Here is a 14,909-nt window from a genome sequence, read left to right on the forward strand (position 1 = left end):
GTGTTATGCGCACTGTTCTCATCTCCGGCGCCAGCGTCGCCGGACCCGCCCTCGCCTACTGGCTGCAGCGTTACGGCTTCTCCGTCACCGTCGTCGAGCGCGCCCCCGCACTGCGAGCGGGTGGTCAGGCGGTGGATTTCAAAGGCAGGACCCACCTGACAGTGCTCGAGCGAATGGGCATTCTCGACGAGGTCCGCGCCCGGCGTACCGGCACCACCGACCTGGTTTTCGTCGACGAACACGGACGCGAGCTCGGTGTGATGTCGGGCGAATTCACCGGCGGCGACCTGGAGATCCTGCGCGGCGACCTGGCCGAGATCATGTACGACAAGACCGCCGACACCGTCGAATACCTCTTCGGCGACACCATCACCGCCTTGCGCGACACCGGCGACGGGGTGACCGTGCGGTTCGAGAACAGCCCGCCCCGCACCTTCGACCTAGTCGTCGGTGCCGACGGAATCCATTCGCGGGTAAGGAAATTGGCCTTCGGCTCCGAAGCCGACTACGTGCGCCACCTCGGCTACTACTACTGCGTGGCAGGCGGGAGCCGTTGGAGCGACGCGGCCACGCCCCGCGACAAAGCGGCCGGTTACGCCCACAACACCCCGGGCAAACTAGCCATCGACGGCGGACCCAAAGCCCAGCAGATGTACATGTTCGCCGCGCCCGAACTCGACTACCCCCGCAACGACGCCGACGCCCAGCGCCGCATCATCGCCGAAACCTTCGCCGACATGGCATGGCACGCCCCCCGCATGCTCACCGACCTGGCCGACTCCGACGACATCTACCTCGACTCGATCAGCCAAGTCCGCATGAACGGCACCTACACCCGCGGCCGCATCGCCCTCATCGGCGACGCCGCCTACGGCAACACATTGGCAGGCTTCGGAACCGGCCTGGCCATCGTCGGCGCCTACGTCCTCGCGGGCGAACTGGCTTCCACCGCAGGCGATCACACCACTGCATTCGCCAACTACAACCGAATCATGAAGCGCTACGCCAAAATAGCGGGCAACAGCAACACTGGCCCCTTCCTCGCCCCGAAAACCGCCCACGGCATCAAGTTCCGCAACTGGTTCCTCGGCTCCCGCCTCTTCACCCTGATGATGAAATACGGCGACAAGGCCGCCAACGACATCGACCTCCTCGACTACCCGCAACTGGTCGGCGCCTGACAGCAAGGCGCGCCAGCGCGCCCCTCCGACCGAGCCAGGCCGATCTTCCTCACCAATGACGCTGCCCCACAATGGTTGGGCTGCACACCGTGATCCACATCCACGATGGAACCGATCCGGCACCCAGTGCGTCCAACCCGATGAACGGACAACGAAGGAGGGGAAATGACCGGGTTCCTACAGGTGGACATCGACGTGCTCAGCAAGACCGTCCAGTCATTGCGCAGCGCCGAACAAGTCCTGACCGACGCGATGAAAGCGATGGCCAAGGACGGCAACGCCGACATCGGTACGGCAGCACTCAACGACGCCGCCGACAACTTCCAACGCCGCTGGCAGTTCGGCATCGAACGGATCGGCGAGTCAGCCGGCGTGACCGCCGATGGCGTCGCCCAATGCCTGACCGCCTACCAGAAGATCGACACCCAGATCGCCGATCTGCTCGAGCTGTACGGCGCCGGAACCGACGGCTCGAAATGACCCCATCGAACCCCTATCCGAACCTCGGATTCAACCCGGCCCCTGGCTCAGCAGCCGAGGTCGCCGCACTCGGCACGAAGGTCAAGACCGCCTCCGACGCGGTCACCGAGACGAACATCCTGCTCTACCGCCTACGCAACAGCAACGATGACGTGTGGAAAGGCGACGCGGGCAACGCCTTTCGCGAAAGCTTCGACGCGAATCTCGCCGTCGACCTGACCCACGCCAAGAACTCACTCGAGCGCGCCACCACCGTGATCGGGACCTGGCACGGCAACCTGGTCAGCTTCCAGGACACAGCCAAAGGCCTCGAAACAGAAGCCGCCGCCGCGCGAGTCACACACGCCCAGGCCGTCACCGCCCTCCAACAGGCCAAAGCGAATCCAGATCTCGGCCTTGCCAACCAAACCTTCACCGACTCAAGCCAACTCGCCGCAGCACAAGCCCGCCTCGACGCAGCCACCACCAAACTGACGACCGCCGCAACCGCGGTGACCACTGCGCAGAGCGCGATCGACGCGATCATCACCCGAGCAAAAGAACTCCAAACCACCCACAACTCGGTAGCCGCCACCGCAGCAGCCGAACTGGAATCCGCCGCCAACTTCGCGCCGAGCGAGCCGGACAAGAGCATCTGGGACAGCATCGGGGATTGGTTCACAGAGAACCAGGAGACAATCCACGACGCATTGGCTGCTACGTCGGCAATCACTGGGCTGCTGGCGCTCGTAACACCACCACCGATCAGCATCGCCTTCGGTGCGGTCGCGCTGGTCAGTGGACTCGGTGCACTGGGAATGAACGCGCTGAACCCCGAAGTTCGGGATGCGATCGGCGACGTCGCGAACCTCGACTTCAACAAGGAAGCTCTCACCACGTTGGGCACAACCGTCGGTACCGACACCCTTTCGGTGCTCCCCGGTGTAGGTGGGGTCATCAAAGGATCCAAAGTGTTCTTCTCAGAGGCTGACACCGCGGTTTCAGCAGCGAATCTGGCGACGGACGCCGCCTCGGCGTCAAAGTTCAGTCAGGTCATGACCGCCTTCGGCGACGGTGCGCAGAGTCCCGGCATAGCAACGAAGATATTGGACTCGGTGGGGTCGAAAATCCCTTCTGGTTCCTGGGGAGTCCAGACTGCGGGCGTGTTCCAGGACTTCAGTCAGGCGAGCACGCACGCGGCCAGCGTGGGGACCACTGTCGGCGGAATCGAGATGGTATCCAGAGCCGCCAAAGCTGGTCTCGGCATGACGGTAGCCGGCGACTTGATCGGCGGGTGGTACAGCAATGACTGACCAACCGATCAGCGTCGCGATTCCCGATGGCTACAGTGCGATCCCGCTGGGTGATGTAGCCGCGCACACCGACCTCATCCACACAATAGGAGCGGGCGCGCGGCCCGACAGTGCGTCCTTCGTGTCCGCGATCGCGACTCTGTTGGAGTCTCTTGTCGCGAATGGCACGCGGTATTGCGGCGTCGGAGCTCACCTGCTCCCAGACGGTGACCCGTTGTATTCCTGCCTGACCATCACAGTGACCGATGCGGTCGGCGGTCCACGCAATCCACGCCTTGTGCTGGCAGACCTCGTTCAATCCAGAAGCGCGGACGACACTCTCGGGCTTTCCGCACTGGTTGAAACGGACACCCACCCTGTCTTGTTCACCGAAAAGGTCGGCTCCGTGCTACCACCTCAGTGCGGGGAAAACCCAGCAACTCCCGCCGTATATCAGCTCCAAGCTGTAGTTCCCTCCGACGACGGGAATTCACTGGTCGCCATCGAATTCTCCACGCCGGATGCCGACCGGGGAATTGCGTGTCGCAAGATGATTGCCGACATGGCGCGCTCTGTCGTCTTCAGATTTCCCGCGACATCGACCCTGGACCTGTCGTGACCGCATATCCATCACAGCAACCCGCAAACACCCTGCCTGCCACACGTTCCGCCTTCATCTCGATCACCTTGCGGTGGTGGCTGCTCCTCGTCGCGACTGTCGCTTGTGTACCGCTGATCTGGTTCATGCTCAACGCTCCGGAACCGAGTAGCCAGATCGGGCGCACGACAAAACAGTTCGTGGTGACCGCGGCATTCCTGATGTTGATCTGTTTCGGGCCGATGGCACCCGTGGGTGTGTGGATCGCCGAGCGACGACGACGCGCACTGCGCCAGCCCTGGACCTACTGGCGGATCCAGTATCGGCGTGGGAACTACGAGCACGTCACACTGATCGACGAGCAAGGCCGAAAAGTCCAGACACACATGCTCAACACCTGGCCCGCGATGCGCGGTCGACTCTTCGACGAATCGACCACCCACGTCTGGTTCGCCGGTGATCCGCTGCGCCGCGGGGTTCTCTCGCGCCCGGGCGGTGCGGATCTGCGCTACTGCTGGGCATCTGCACCGACAGCTGTCGAGGTCCGAGCCACCCTCGCGCGATCCGGCCCGCAGGATCACACCCCACGGAGTTCGCCGGCGACCACCCACAAGGAGACTCCCCCGAACGATCACGGACTAAGGCCCAGCGAATTTCATTCCGCTGCAAACGGATTCACTGCGCAGCGAGTCGACGGCCACCTGGTGACGGTGCCCCCACCGGACTATCCCACCCCTGAACCCCCACCCAACTTCGGCGGGCTCGGCGACACGCGGTATCCGTCACCACGAAGGCTCCGCCGTTCGCTTGCCTACCTCGCCGATATCGCGATTCATCTGGGCCTCGCTATCGGCATTGCGTTAGTCATCGACGCGGTGACCAGCACCGTGCCCGACTGGAACCGTCCGGATGTCGATCCGCGAGTGGTTTTCGTTGCGTTCTTGGCCGTATCGTTCATCGATCGCGTTGTGCTGCAAACTTTTACCCACACCACCGTAGGCAAGCTGTTTTTCGACCTGGTGATCGTCGACCGCGACACCGGTCGCTATCCACGATTCCGCTGGTTGCTCGGGGTATGGGTGTATGACCTTTTCGCCTGGACCCTTGTGACTTTGGAGTGCACGGAGCGGCCAGAACGGTACTTCTTGCCTGCAGTGCGGCGCGGTGACATGGCGGCGGCCGTCGCGTATCACTCTCATGGGAGTGGCCCTGCCGCACCTGCGCCGATGGGTCCCGCAATCGACTTCGATCGACCACTCAGCGCCGATGGGTATCAGAGCGGTGTGCGCGACGGCATCATCGACTCTTGACTTGGAGTGCACTCCAAGTCCTATCGTCGACGGCATGAGCATTCGCCTCGGTTATCAGATGCCCAACTTCAGCAACACAGCCTCGGTGCGGGAGTTGTTTCCCGCCGTGATCGCGCAGGCCAGGGAGGCAGAAGGGGCTGGGTTCGACGCTGCCTTCGTGATGGATCACTTCTATCAGTTGCCGTTGATCGGTGGGCCTGGGGAGCCGATGCTCGAGGCCTACTCGGCGCTGTCGGGGCTGGCTACGGCGACCGAGCGAATTCAGTTGTCGGCCTTGGTCACCGGCAACACCTACCGGAACCCGGCGCTGCTCGCCAAGACCGTCACCACGCTCGATGTGGTCAGTGGTGGGCGGGCGGTGCTCGGGATCGGGGCGGGGTGGTTCGAGCTGGAGCATCAGCAGTACGGGTTCGAGTTCGGCACCTTCACCGAGCGGTTCGAGCGGCTCGACGAGGCGCTGCGGATCATCACGCCGATGCTGCGCGGACAGCGGTCCACCTTCGACGGCACGTGGTATCACACCGAGAATGCGATGAACGAGCCTCGCATCCGCGACGACCTGCCGATTCTGCTCGGCGGTGGCGGCGAGAAGAAGACCTTCGGCCTGGCCGCCCGCTTCGCCGATCACCTCAACATCATCTGCAACGCCTCCGAGCTGCCACGCAAACTCGATGCGCTGCACCAGCGTTGCGAGGAAGCAGGCCGCGACGCCGACACCCTCGAAACCAGTTTCCTCGCCATGGCCATCGTCGACGAGGACGGCGACCGCGCCCGAAAAGCCCAGTCCGACATGCTGTCCCGACTCGGTATCGACCTGTCGACCATGACCGAAGCCGAACGCCGAGCCACCGTCGCCGACCGCCAATTCGCAGGCACCCCGGACGAAGTCGCCGAACAGCTGCAAACCCGCGTCCTCGACCACGGCATCGACGGCCTCATCATCAACCTGATCGCCAACGGCCACGAACCCGGCGTCATCGACCAGGTCGGCCGCGCCCTTCGCCCGCTGGTGAGCTGAGCTCACCACGACGCGAAATGGTCTTCTCCCCGTTGGCGGATCTGCTGGCGGCGGCGGAAGAAGACTTCCTCGGGGGTGATGGTGGTGAGGGCGTCGGTGATGCGGCTCAGGCGGGTGTCGTAGCGGTTTTCGTGGATGTGGCGTTCGATGCCCGCTTGCGATTCGGGAGGTAGGTGCGACCAGATCGTGGCGACTCGGGATTGGGCGGCCGGTTCGGATTCGGCGAGGAGTTGCAGAAGGGCGGGCCAGTAGGTGGCGTCGGTGGCATGGGCGGGGAGCGCGGCCACCGAGGTTTCGTCGAGTTCGGCGAGGGTGGCGGCGATGTGGCGGCGGGCCGGTTCGCTCAGCCGGGCGGAGAGGGCGAACAGGCCGCGCCACGGGTCGGCTTCGTCCTTGCCGTCCAGCGAGCGGACCAGGGCACCGAGTACGTCGGTGTCGGCGAACTGCGGATTGGTCGAAAGAGCCCACAGTGCAACCGGATTGAGTCGCCCGATGACGGTGAGCAGGGCGGGCGACGCGTTGCGGTTGACGGCGGTGAGCAGGAATCGGCCGACCTCGTGCACGGTGCCGCGGCCGAAGAAGATGTCGCCGAGGGTGCCTGCGATGTCGGGGTCGACCTTGCAGAACAGCGCGAGCATCGCGTGATGCAGCTTGGGCGGACCGGCCAACACTGTTTGCAGCATGCCCGGCACCCGCTGACGCGGGCCGACCAGCAGTTGCCGCACGATCTGACTCAGTGTGTGCGCGGGGTAGGCGTAGGCGCCGGTGAAGATCAGGCCCGCATCGTCGAGAACGGTCTGTTCCATGGCCGCGATCAGCGGTTCGTTGATCACCGAGAGGAATCGGGCTGCCGTCACGTATTCGCGGCGCCGCAGCAGTTCGTTGATGATGAGAGTGATCGGCTCCGGCCTGCTGTACCGCATCAACTGCTCGAAGACCTTCGGGTCGAGATAGCGTGCGCTGTCGGCGGCGTAGACGGTGTCGACCGTGCACATCGCCTGCGCACATCGCTCGGGATAGTAGCTCCCGACCGCTCCGAGAAACCTCCCCGCGAGTAGCGGCGGCATCACTCGTTCGAACAGTTTCACCAGGAGACCGAGCGGAATGATCGGGACGATCGGCTTGACCCGCTGGAACATCTCCGCGTTCTCGGCGTGCAGCGCTTGCAGGATCTGCTGTTGCATGGCCGAGAGGTGCACCGCGCCGAGACGGGCCAGCGGTGCGAGATGTTGCGGCGGCACCCCGAGCGTGCGCGCGAGCACTACGAGCTGGGTCTGGGCTTCCAGTTCGGTTTCGATCATCGTTCAGCTGCCGAAAATGATCTTGCGCGCCATCGTGCGCAGTGTGCTCGGCATCTCGGCGAGCAGGGCATCGATGGCGCGACGCAATGCCCGCGCCTCGTTGGCCCGCGCGGTGTGGAACAACTCGATCATCTCCCGGGCTTCGGCCTCGGTGAGCAACTCGAAAGCATGCACCTCCCCGCCGACCTCACGCGCAAGCTCCTTGCGGTATCCCATACACACCGACCATGCCGTATTTCAATAGCCCCGTACACATTTGGTCAAAACTTTGTGTGTTCCGACAATCGCAGCTTATCGCCCTTGTCGCCGCGATGCCCCGATGATCGGGTCTTATCCGTCGCGTTCCGCGATGTCAGCGTTCACGCCGTCACCGCAGACGGAATCGCCCTGGTCGACTGAGTCGACCAGGGCGATTCGCGTGTGTGGGCCAGGCTCAGCCGAGCAGGCGCCAGTCTTCGAGGCCCTGGTAGAGCGGGACGCTCTGGGCCAGGCGGGAGACCCGGCCGCGCAGGGTATCGGTGTCGGAGGTGCCCGCGAGGGTGGCGGCGATGATGTCGGCTACCTCGGTGAACTCGGTGTCGCCGAAGCCGCGGGTGGCCAGGGCGGCGGTGCCGATACGCAGGCCCGAGGTGACCATCGGGGGACGGGGGTCGAAGGGGACCGCGTTGCGGTTGACGGTGATGCCGACCTCGTGCAGGAGGTCTTCGCCCTGCTGGCCGTCGATCTCGGAGTTACGCAGGTCGACCAGGACCAAGTGCACGTCGGTGCCGCCGGTGAGCACCGAGATGCCCTTGTCCTTCACGTCGGCTCCGGTGAGGCGCTCGGCGAGGATGCGCGAACCCGAGAGGGTGCGCACCTGACGGTCGGCGAACTCCTCGGTGGCGGCGATCTTGAAGGCGGCGGCCTTGGCGGCGATCACGTGCATGAGCGGGCCGCCCTGCTGGCCGGGGAACACCGCGGAGTTGAGCTTCTTGGCGAACTCCTGCTTGGCCAGGATCAGGCCGGAGCGGGGGCCACCGAGGGTCTTGTGCACGGTGGAGGACACCACGTCGGCGTACGGCACGGGCGAGGGGTGCAGACCGGCGGCGACCAGGCCGGCGAAGTGCGCCATGTCGACCCACAGGTAGGCGCCGACCTCGTCGGCGATCTCGCGGAAGCGCGCGAAGTCCTGGTGGCGCGGGTAGGCCGACCAGCCTGCGACGATCACCTTCGGCCTGGCCTTCATCGCGATGTCACGCACTTCGTCCATGTCGATGCGGTGGTCTTCCTTCGACACACCGTAGGAGTGGACGTCGTAGAGCTTGCCCGAGAAGTTCAGGCGCATGCCGTGGGTGAGGTGACCGCCGTGCGCGAGGTCGAGGCCGAGCAGGGTCTCGCCCGGGTTCATCAGCGCCATCAGCACCGCGGCGTTGGCCTGCGCGCCGGAATGCGGCTGCACATTGGCGAACTCGGCGCCGAACAGCTCCTTGGCGCGGTCGCGAGCCAGCGTCTCCACCACGTCGACGGCCTCGCAGCCACCGTAGTAGCGGCGGCCCGGGTAACCCTCGGCGTACTTGTTCGTGAGGACGGAGCCCTGCGCCTGCAGGACCGCGCGCGGCACGAAGTTCTCCGAGGCGATCATCTCGAGGGTGTCGCGTTCGCGGGCGAGCTCGCCCGCCATCGCGGCGGCCAACTCGGGATCGAGCTCACCGAGAGACTGGGTATTCACCGAAGCGGTCGTCTGCGTCACGCCTGCGAGTCTATTGCCGACCCTGTGCGAGCCGAGCACGGGGATACCGCAACACCGTCGCAGCCGCCACCCGAGAGACCAGGGTCACAGGCCGCCTGACCAGGTTCGCGATCAGCCGGTGACCGCGCTCATCCGCCGGATCGCCCCCGGTGTCAGCGGCTCGTCGAGCAGGCGACCGAACCGCTCCACCCGATCCTGGGCGTCCACCGCACCGTCGAGCCAGCCGCCGAGCAACCGATAGCCCTCGACGTAGGTGCTGATGTAGGCCCGCCACAGCGGCGAGGACAGAAACCGCAACGACTGCCGTGCTCGTTCCGGCGTCGCCAGGATCCACCGCTGCAGGAACAGGGCCACCTCGTCCTCGCTGCGATGCTGATCGTGCAGCAGCAGCGCGGCGTCCTGACGCACGTTCAGCAATTTCGCCGACGCGGTCGAGAAGCGCTCGGCCCGTTCACCGTCGAAACGAAGTCCCAGATCGGCGTAGATCTCCTGAGCCCACACACCCCAGCCGGGTCCGACGATCGACTGCAGGGCCAGGTCGGCGAGGCCCTCGGCCATCAGGCACTGCGGGGTGTTGACCAGGAACAGCGTCTGCTCGTCCTCGCCCGCCGCGACCAGTCCGGCTTCCTTGCGGCAGTGCTCGGTGTGATGGCCGGGGTAGGCCTCGTGCGCGATCAGCGCGGGCAGGTTGCCCATGTGCTGTTTGAGATCGGAGTTGATCGCGACCGTCGAGGCGAAATTGCCCAGGTAGTAGTTGAAGCCGGACCACGGCTTGTCGCCGACGACCTCGTAGGTGACGTGCTCGTGGTCGGGCAGCGGATACCGGTCGCGCACCCGCTCGCGCAACGCGCTGGAGAACGCTTCGACGCAGGTGGCGAGCTTTTCCGGGGGGATCTCGTCGCCGCGACGGTAGGCCGAGGCACGTTCGGCCAGCGGCCCGTCGCCGCCGAGCACTTCGTCCATCTGCCGGTGCGCTTCGAGGTAGTCGTCGGGGTCACCGGGGGCGATGTCGACGTCGAAGTATGCGCGGACCTCGTCGACGAAACCGATCCGCTCGCCGGCGAACTTGCGGGCCGAGCACTCCATCGCGACCAGGTGGGCGTCGAGGAACTCGGTGCGCTGGGTGGAGAGCCCGGCATCGGGCAGGGCGGCGCGCAGGTCGACGGCGCGCCGGGCCAGCTCGGCGGGCTCGGGAACGGCGGCGTTCTCGACATCGCGCCGCAGCTGCGGATCGCCGGTATAGGCATCGACGAAGCCCTCTTCGAGGCGATCGAAAGCCAAACCGAGGCGCAGGTATTCAGTGACAAGTGGATGTGGCCCCATCCGCCCGACATTACGTGGTCGATCAGAAAATGGCGCCTTACCTCGGCATTGTCGCTAGTTACCGACCGGTAGCCAAACCCCCTGTTGCGCGCGGGCGGCGAGCACGGAGCACAATCTCGCTATGCGGTCAGAGTTATCCCGGATCTCCCCAGACGGGCAGCCAAGCTGTGCGGATGCGCCCGGACGGGGGGTCGGGTAGGTGGCACGGATGAGTGAACCGAGCCCCTATGTGGAGTTCGATCGAAGCCAGTGGCGCACCCTGCGCAAGTCGACTCCCCTGGTCCTGACCGAGGACGAACTGACCGGCCTGCGCGGTCTCGGCGAGCAGATCGACCTCGAGGAGGTCGCCGAGGTCTACCTGCCGCTGGCCAGGTTGATCCATCTGCAGGTCGCGGCGCGGCAGCGGTTGTTCGCCGCCACCGCCACCTTCCTCGGCGAGAAGCATCCCGACAAGCAGGTGCCGTTCGTGATCGGTGTCGCGGGCAGTGTGGCGGTCGGCAAGTCGACCACCGCGCGTGTGCTGCAGGCACTACTGGCGCGCTGGGATCACCATCCACGGGTCGACCTGGTGACGACCGACGGATTCCTCTATCCCACAGCCGAACTCACCCGTCGCGGCATCATGCACCGCAAGGGATTTCCCGAAAGTTACGACCGGCGCAAGCTGCTGCGATTCGTGACCGAGGTGAAGTCGGGCGCGGAAGAGGTTTGCGCGCCGGTGTATTCGCACAAGTCCTACGACATCGTGCCCGACGAGAAGCACTGTGTTCGTCAGCCCGACATTCTCATCGTCGAGGGCCTGAACGTGCTGCAGACCGGTCCGCGACTGATGGTGTCGGACCTGTTCGACTTCTCCATCTACGTCGATGCCCGCATCGAGGATATCGAAAACTGGTATGTGCAGCGCTTTCTCGCGCTGCGTGAGACCGGCTTCGCCGACCCCGACGCGCACTTCCACCACTACGCCTCATTCAGTGACGAGCAGGCCACCGCGGCCGCGCGCGATATCTGGCACTCCACCAACCGGCCCAACCTGGTGGAGAACATCCTCCCCACTCGGCCGCGCGCAACCTTGGTGCTGCGCAAGGACTCCGACCACACGATCAACAGGTTGCGGTTGCGCAAACTCTGATCGTCTCGCGCACGAGGGACCTAGCTCGCCGCGGTGACCGGCGCGCCCAACGAGATGACCTGCTTCGCGAGTTCCTCACGGGTGCCGCCCTTGTGGACCACCAACACCCCGTGCGGGGTGCCGCGCGCATCGGTGGGCTCACCGGCGACCACCTCGATCATCGACTCCTGCGCCCGCGGGAGCATGTCGACCACCGGGTACTCCCCGACCGGCGCCCACCCCTGCGCCGCCGACTGCAACCGGTCGACCATGCTCGGCGCGCCGAGCAGGTCGGCCCATTTGCGGGTGGCGATCGTGATCGAACCGTCGGTGCTCCAGCGCGGACTGTAGGCCGCCGAGCACTCGCCCGGCAGCGTGGGCAACGCGCGGACGCCGTTGGTGGCGGCGTCGATGGTGGCCACATTGCCGCTGCCGCAGGTCGCGCTGCGCGCCGTCGCACCGGCCACCACGAAGGTGTGTCCATCGGGTCCGGCGGCGGCCGAGAGTCCGGCGTCGATGCCGGGCACGCGACCCAGCGGCAGGATGACGTCGGGGCCGATGGCGTAGAGGTGGCTCTTCTCCCACCACAGACCGCGCGATTCGACCCGGGCCAGCAGCACGTATTCGTCGGTGGCCGCCACCAGCTTGGCGCCGTCCCACGTGCCGCCGGTCATCGGGCTCGGCGAATCCGGCAGGACGAGCTCGCGCTCGGGCGCCGGCGGCTCGGTACCGGCCAGGTCCATGCTCATGATCTGCCCCGGCTCGCGCCACCAGCCGACCACCGACCCACGCAACGCCACCGCGTCGGTGCATTCACACGGAATGCGCGTCACCGACCGGTCCTGCACACCCAATGCGACAAGTGTCTTGCTGCTGGTCTCCACCGCGAACGCGTACTGCCCGTCCTCGGTGAAGGTGACCGCGGCCGACGAGTGCCCGAAACTGCCCGGCGCACGGACGGTTTCGGTGCCACGCACCACCGCCAGCTCGGCATCGGTGCGATAGGCGAACACGGAGCCCTTCGCGGCTTGCTCCTCGGCGGGCGTCAGTCGTGGCGGCGCCGGCTGGTCGACCCCACCGCAACCCGCGACGGCCAGCACCGCACCGACCACCGCGATCCGCGCGCACCATCCGCTCGCCTTCGTCGCAATTCCCACAGCTCACACCCCTGCAATGTGTCGTCGGGCCCGGTCTCGGGCAGCAGCCTAATGCGCGACGCAGTCGATAGGGGCTTACTCGGCTACAACGTCCAGGCCGCGTCGAGCCTGGTCGCCACGTCGATATTGCGGACCGCCGCGATCTCGGGCTTGCGGATCTCCTGCGCGATATACCGGGCGACGAACCGCCGGATCTCGTGGTCGACACTGGCCAGCACCCGCAGCAACTCACCGCGCTTGGAGTTGCTGGCGACATTGACCCGCACATCACCGGGACGCGGCTCGGCGATATCGATCACCACCCGCAGCGGGTCGGCGGTGCGCGCGGTGAGATGCAGATGCACCGTGCCGTCGACGCGGAACCGCGACCGGTCGACCGCGAGATCGAGGACCAGATCCACGTGCAACGGGATGGTCAGTTCGAAGGAGATGAAAGCGTCGATGAAACGCAGAATCCGCGGCTGGCCAAGCTGCACCTGCGCGGTGACCTTGGCGAGGCGACCCGGCCCCACCCCGATCGGACCGAAATCGAAAGCGGCTCCGGTGAGTTGGCCGAACGCGTCGGCGATGCGTTGCTCGGAGACGGCGTATTCCAGGAAACGCCTGCCGAATTCCTCATAGCTGATGTAAGAAGGCTGTTCGGGTTCCACTGACCGCAGAGTACGCGACCGCTACGACATCACACGCCGAAACGACGGTGGCGCGCGGCGTAATCCCGTAGTGCGCGCAGGAAGTCGACACGCCGGAACTCCGGCCAATACGCCTCGGTGAACCAGATCTCCGAATAGGCGCTCTGCCACAACAGGAAACCCGAAAGTCGCTGCTCACCAGAGGTTCTGATCACCAGATCCGGGTCGGGCTGACCGGAGGTGTAGAGGTGCTGGCCGATCGCGTCGACCGTAATCGACTGCACCAGATCCTCACCCGATTCGCCCGACGCGATCTCCTGCCGCATCAGCGAGCGCACCGCGTCGGTGATCTCCTGGCGCCCGCCGTACCCCACCGCGACATTCACGTGCACGCCGTCGCGCCCACTCGTGCGCTCGGCGGCCACCCGAAGGCGTTTGGCGATCAGTTCGGGGAAACCCTCGAGCGAGCCGACGATCCGCACGCTCCAGTTCTGCTCGGGCGCGGACAGTTCCTCGACGACATCGGTGATGACTTCGAACAGCGTCTCGAGCTCGTCGGGATCGCGGCGCAGGTTCTCGGTGGAGAGCAGATAGACGGTGACCATCTCGATGCCCTGGTCCGAACACCAGCCGACCAGCTCGGCGATCTTCAGCGCGCCGACGCGATGGCCGTGGCTGACATCGGTGAACCCGTTCTCGCGCGCCCAGCGGCGATTGCCGTCGCACATCACGGCGACGTGGCGAGGGTGCTGCTTGTCAGCCAACTGCTGCGACAGCCTGGCTTCGTAGATGCGGTACGGCAATCCACGCACCCGACCGAGAAACTCCACGCCCGCACCCTACGCTGGTCCGCCTCTCCGGGAATTTTGGCCGGACTCAGGTGCGGGGAGAGTTGGCGACGCGGCAAGCTTTTCGGGCGGGGTGGGTTAGCCCGTGCCCGGGGAGTTACCCATGTTCTTGCGAGATCGGTGGGTGTGGTTGTGGGCACGTTTGTGGTGTTGGGGTGAGGGTTTGACGTACGGTTGGGGCGCAACCTACGGTACCGTAGGTTACTACTCGGGAGGGTTTCATGGAGGACGTGCTGGGCGATGTCGCCGCAGTGGTCAAGCCGCGCTTTCGTGGGTGGATTCATACCTGGGCGGTGGGGGTTGCCGCTGTTGCGGTGACCGTGCTGGTGGTGTTCGGGTTTCTCACGTCGTTGACCGCGGGGTGGTCGACGCTGCTCTACGGGGTCTCGGTGTGTGCGCTGTTCGGGGTGAGTGCGGTGTATCACCGGGTCACCTGGGCCAGTGTGCGGACTCGGGTGCGGATGAAACGGGCCGATCATTCGATGATCTTTCTGTTCATCGCGGGCAGTTACACGCCGTTCGCGCTGCTCGGGTTGCCGGGGCGGACCGGGCAGATCCTGCTGATCGTGGTGTGGGCGGGGGCCGCCGCCGGGGTCGCGCTGAAGCTGTTGTGGCCGACCGCGCCCGCGTGGGTGGGGGTGCCGCTGTACCTGCTGCTCGGCTGGGCGATCGTGCCGGTGATCCCCGAGCTGCTGCACAACGTGGGGGTGGCGCCGCTGGTGCTGCTCGCCGTTGGCGGGGTGATCTACAGCGTGGGAGCCGTTCTGTACGCCACCAAGTGGCCGAATCCGTGGCCCGACTTCGGGCATCACGAGTTCTTCCACGCCATGACCGTCGTGGCGGCGCTGTGTCACTACATCGCGATCTGGCTGGTCGTGCTCGGCTGAACGGCGCGTGCGCGCGGCGCGGACCCGCGCGCCTTCTATGCTCGACAGTTGTGTCACCCGTCAGCG

General features: G+C 65.7%; 15 protein-coding genes. 8 read left to right on the forward strand and 7 right to left on the reverse strand.

Annotated elements, in window-relative coordinates; translation table 11 throughout:
* Positions 1-5: 5 nt before the first annotated feature.
* The 6 genes from ACLJPD_RS05180 to ACLJPD_RS05205 all read left to right on the forward strand — a co-directional run bounded on the left by ACLJPD_RS05180 (position 6) and on the right by ACLJPD_RS05205 (position 5,858).
* Positions 6-1,181, forward strand: coding sequence for an FAD-dependent monooxygenase (locus ACLJPD_RS05180; RefSeq protein ID WP_410870565.1), 1,176 nt, complete (start codon positions 6-8; stop codon positions 1,179-1,181).
* Positions 1,182-1,346: 165 nt separating this feature from the next.
* Complete coding sequence (locus tag ACLJPD_RS05185; RefSeq protein ID WP_410870566.1) at positions 1,347-1,661, forward strand: hypothetical protein; 315 nt, start codon at positions 1,347-1,349, stop codon at positions 1,659-1,661.
* 152 nt (positions 1,662-1,813) lie between these two features.
* Positions 1,814-2,953, forward strand: coding sequence for a hypothetical protein (locus tag ACLJPD_RS05190; protein ID WP_410870567.1), 1,140 nt, complete (start codon positions 1,814-1,816; stop codon positions 2,951-2,953).
* Positions 2,946-3,551 (forward strand): hypothetical protein, encoded by a 606-nt coding sequence (locus ACLJPD_RS05195; protein ID WP_410870568.1) that lies wholly within the window; start codon positions 2,946-2,948, stop codon positions 3,549-3,551. The genes ACLJPD_RS05190 and ACLJPD_RS05195 overlap by 8 nt, the downstream gene beginning before the upstream one ends.
* Positions 3,548-4,840, forward strand: coding sequence for a hypothetical protein (locus ACLJPD_RS05200; protein WP_410870569.1), 1,293 nt, complete (start codon positions 3,548-3,550; stop codon positions 4,838-4,840). The genes ACLJPD_RS05195 and ACLJPD_RS05200 overlap by 4 nt, the downstream gene beginning before the upstream one ends.
* Before the next feature lie 34 nt (positions 4,841-4,874).
* Positions 4,875-5,858: an LLM class F420-dependent oxidoreductase gene (locus tag ACLJPD_RS05205; RefSeq protein WP_410870570.1), complete on the forward strand. Its 984-nt coding sequence runs from the start codon at positions 4,875-4,877 to the stop codon at positions 5,856-5,858.
* Positions 5,859-5,860: 2 nt separating this feature from the next.
* On the opposite strand, the gene ACLJPD_RS05210 is transcribed toward ACLJPD_RS05205, so the two are convergent.
* The 4 genes from ACLJPD_RS05210 to ACLJPD_RS05225 form a co-directional block, all read right to left on the reverse strand.
* Positions 5,861-7,159 (reverse strand): hypothetical protein, encoded by a 1,299-nt coding sequence (locus tag ACLJPD_RS05210; RefSeq protein WP_410870571.1) that lies wholly within the window; start codon positions 7,157-7,159, stop codon positions 5,861-5,863.
* Between the two features lie 3 nt (positions 7,160-7,162).
* Positions 7,163-7,375, reverse strand: a complete 213-nt coding sequence (locus ACLJPD_RS05215; RefSeq protein ID WP_410870572.1) for a hypothetical protein — start codon at positions 7,373-7,375, stop codon at positions 7,163-7,165.
* A 217-nt stretch (positions 7,376-7,592) separates the two neighbouring features.
* Positions 7,593-8,888, reverse strand: coding sequence for a serine hydroxymethyltransferase (gene glyA / locus ACLJPD_RS05220; protein WP_410870573.1), 1,296 nt, complete (start codon positions 8,886-8,888; stop codon positions 7,593-7,595).
* A gap of 111 nt (positions 8,889-8,999) precedes the next feature.
* Positions 9,000-10,211, reverse strand: a complete 1,212-nt coding sequence (locus ACLJPD_RS05225; protein WP_410870574.1) for a DUF885 domain-containing protein — start codon at positions 10,209-10,211, stop codon at positions 9,000-9,002.
* A 199-nt stretch (positions 10,212-10,410) separates the two neighbouring features.
* Here ACLJPD_RS05225 and coaA point away from each other — a divergent pair, with 199 nt between their 5' ends.
* Complete coding sequence (coaA, locus tag ACLJPD_RS05230; RefSeq protein WP_410870575.1) at positions 10,411-11,343, forward strand: type I pantothenate kinase; 933 nt, start codon at positions 10,411-10,413, stop codon at positions 11,341-11,343.
* Between the two features lie 20 nt (positions 11,344-11,363).
* Here the strand turns inward: coaA and ACLJPD_RS05235 are convergent, their stop codons facing one another.
* The 3 genes from ACLJPD_RS05235 to ACLJPD_RS05245 all read right to left on the reverse strand — a co-directional run bounded on the left by ACLJPD_RS05235 (position 11,364) and on the right by ACLJPD_RS05245 (position 13,938).
* Positions 11,364-12,479 (reverse strand): hypothetical protein, encoded by a 1,116-nt coding sequence (locus tag ACLJPD_RS05235; RefSeq protein ID WP_410870576.1) that lies wholly within the window; start codon positions 12,477-12,479, stop codon positions 11,364-11,366.
* Positions 12,480-12,562: 83 nt separating this feature from the next.
* The gene (locus ACLJPD_RS05240) at positions 12,563-13,129 is read right to left on the reverse strand and encodes a hypothetical protein (RefSeq protein ID WP_410870577.1); all 567 of its coding nucleotides are present in this window, start codon (positions 13,127-13,129) and stop codon (positions 12,563-12,565) included.
* 29 nt (positions 13,130-13,158) lie between these two features.
* Positions 13,159-13,938: an isoprenyl transferase gene (locus tag ACLJPD_RS05245; RefSeq protein ID WP_410870578.1), complete on the reverse strand. Its 780-nt coding sequence runs from the start codon at positions 13,936-13,938 to the stop codon at positions 13,159-13,161.
* Between the two features lie 239 nt (positions 13,939-14,177).
* Between ACLJPD_RS05245 and trhA the strand changes: the two genes are divergently transcribed.
* A complete protein-coding gene (gene trhA, locus ACLJPD_RS05250) occupies positions 14,178-14,843 on the forward strand; it encodes a PAQR family membrane homeostasis protein TrhA (protein ID WP_410870579.1) in 666 nt (221 codons plus the stop codon).
* Positions 14,844-14,909 lie beyond the last annotated feature (66 nt).

It is taken from the genome of Nocardia sp. A7 (assembly GCF_046549215.1).
In the GTDB taxonomy this organism is placed as follows: domain Bacteria; phylum Actinomycetota; class Actinomycetes; order Mycobacteriales; family Mycobacteriaceae; genus Nocardia.

Coding starts and splice junctions, on each gene's coding strand:
- ACLJPD_RS05205 (WP_410870570.1), top strand. CDS start 4,875: ATGAGCATTCGCCTCGGTTATCAGATGCCCAACTTCAGCAACACAGCC.
- ACLJPD_RS05195 (WP_410870568.1), top strand. CDS start 2,946: ATGACTGACCAACCGATCAGCGTCGCGATTCCCGATGGCTACAGTGCG.
- ACLJPD_RS05215 (WP_410870572.1), bottom strand. CDS start 7,375: ATGGGATACCGCAAGGAGCTTGCGCGTGAGGTCGGCGGGGAGGTGCAT.
- ACLJPD_RS05180 (WP_410870565.1), top strand. CDS start 6: ATGCGCACTGTTCTCATCTCCGGCGCCAGCGTCGCCGGACCCGCCCTC.
- ACLJPD_RS05225 (WP_410870574.1), bottom strand. CDS start 10,211: ATGGGGCCACATCCACTTGTCACTGAATACCTGCGCCTCGGTTTGGCT.
- ACLJPD_RS05185 (WP_410870566.1), top strand. CDS start 1,347: ATGACCGGGTTCCTACAGGTGGACATCGACGTGCTCAGCAAGACCGTC.
- ACLJPD_RS05210 (WP_410870571.1), bottom strand. CDS start 7,159: ATGATCGAAACCGAACTGGAAGCCCAGACCCAGCTCGTAGTGCTCGCG.
- trhA (WP_410870579.1), top strand. CDS start 14,178: ATGGAGGACGTGCTGGGCGATGTCGCCGCAGTGGTCAAGCCGCGCTTT.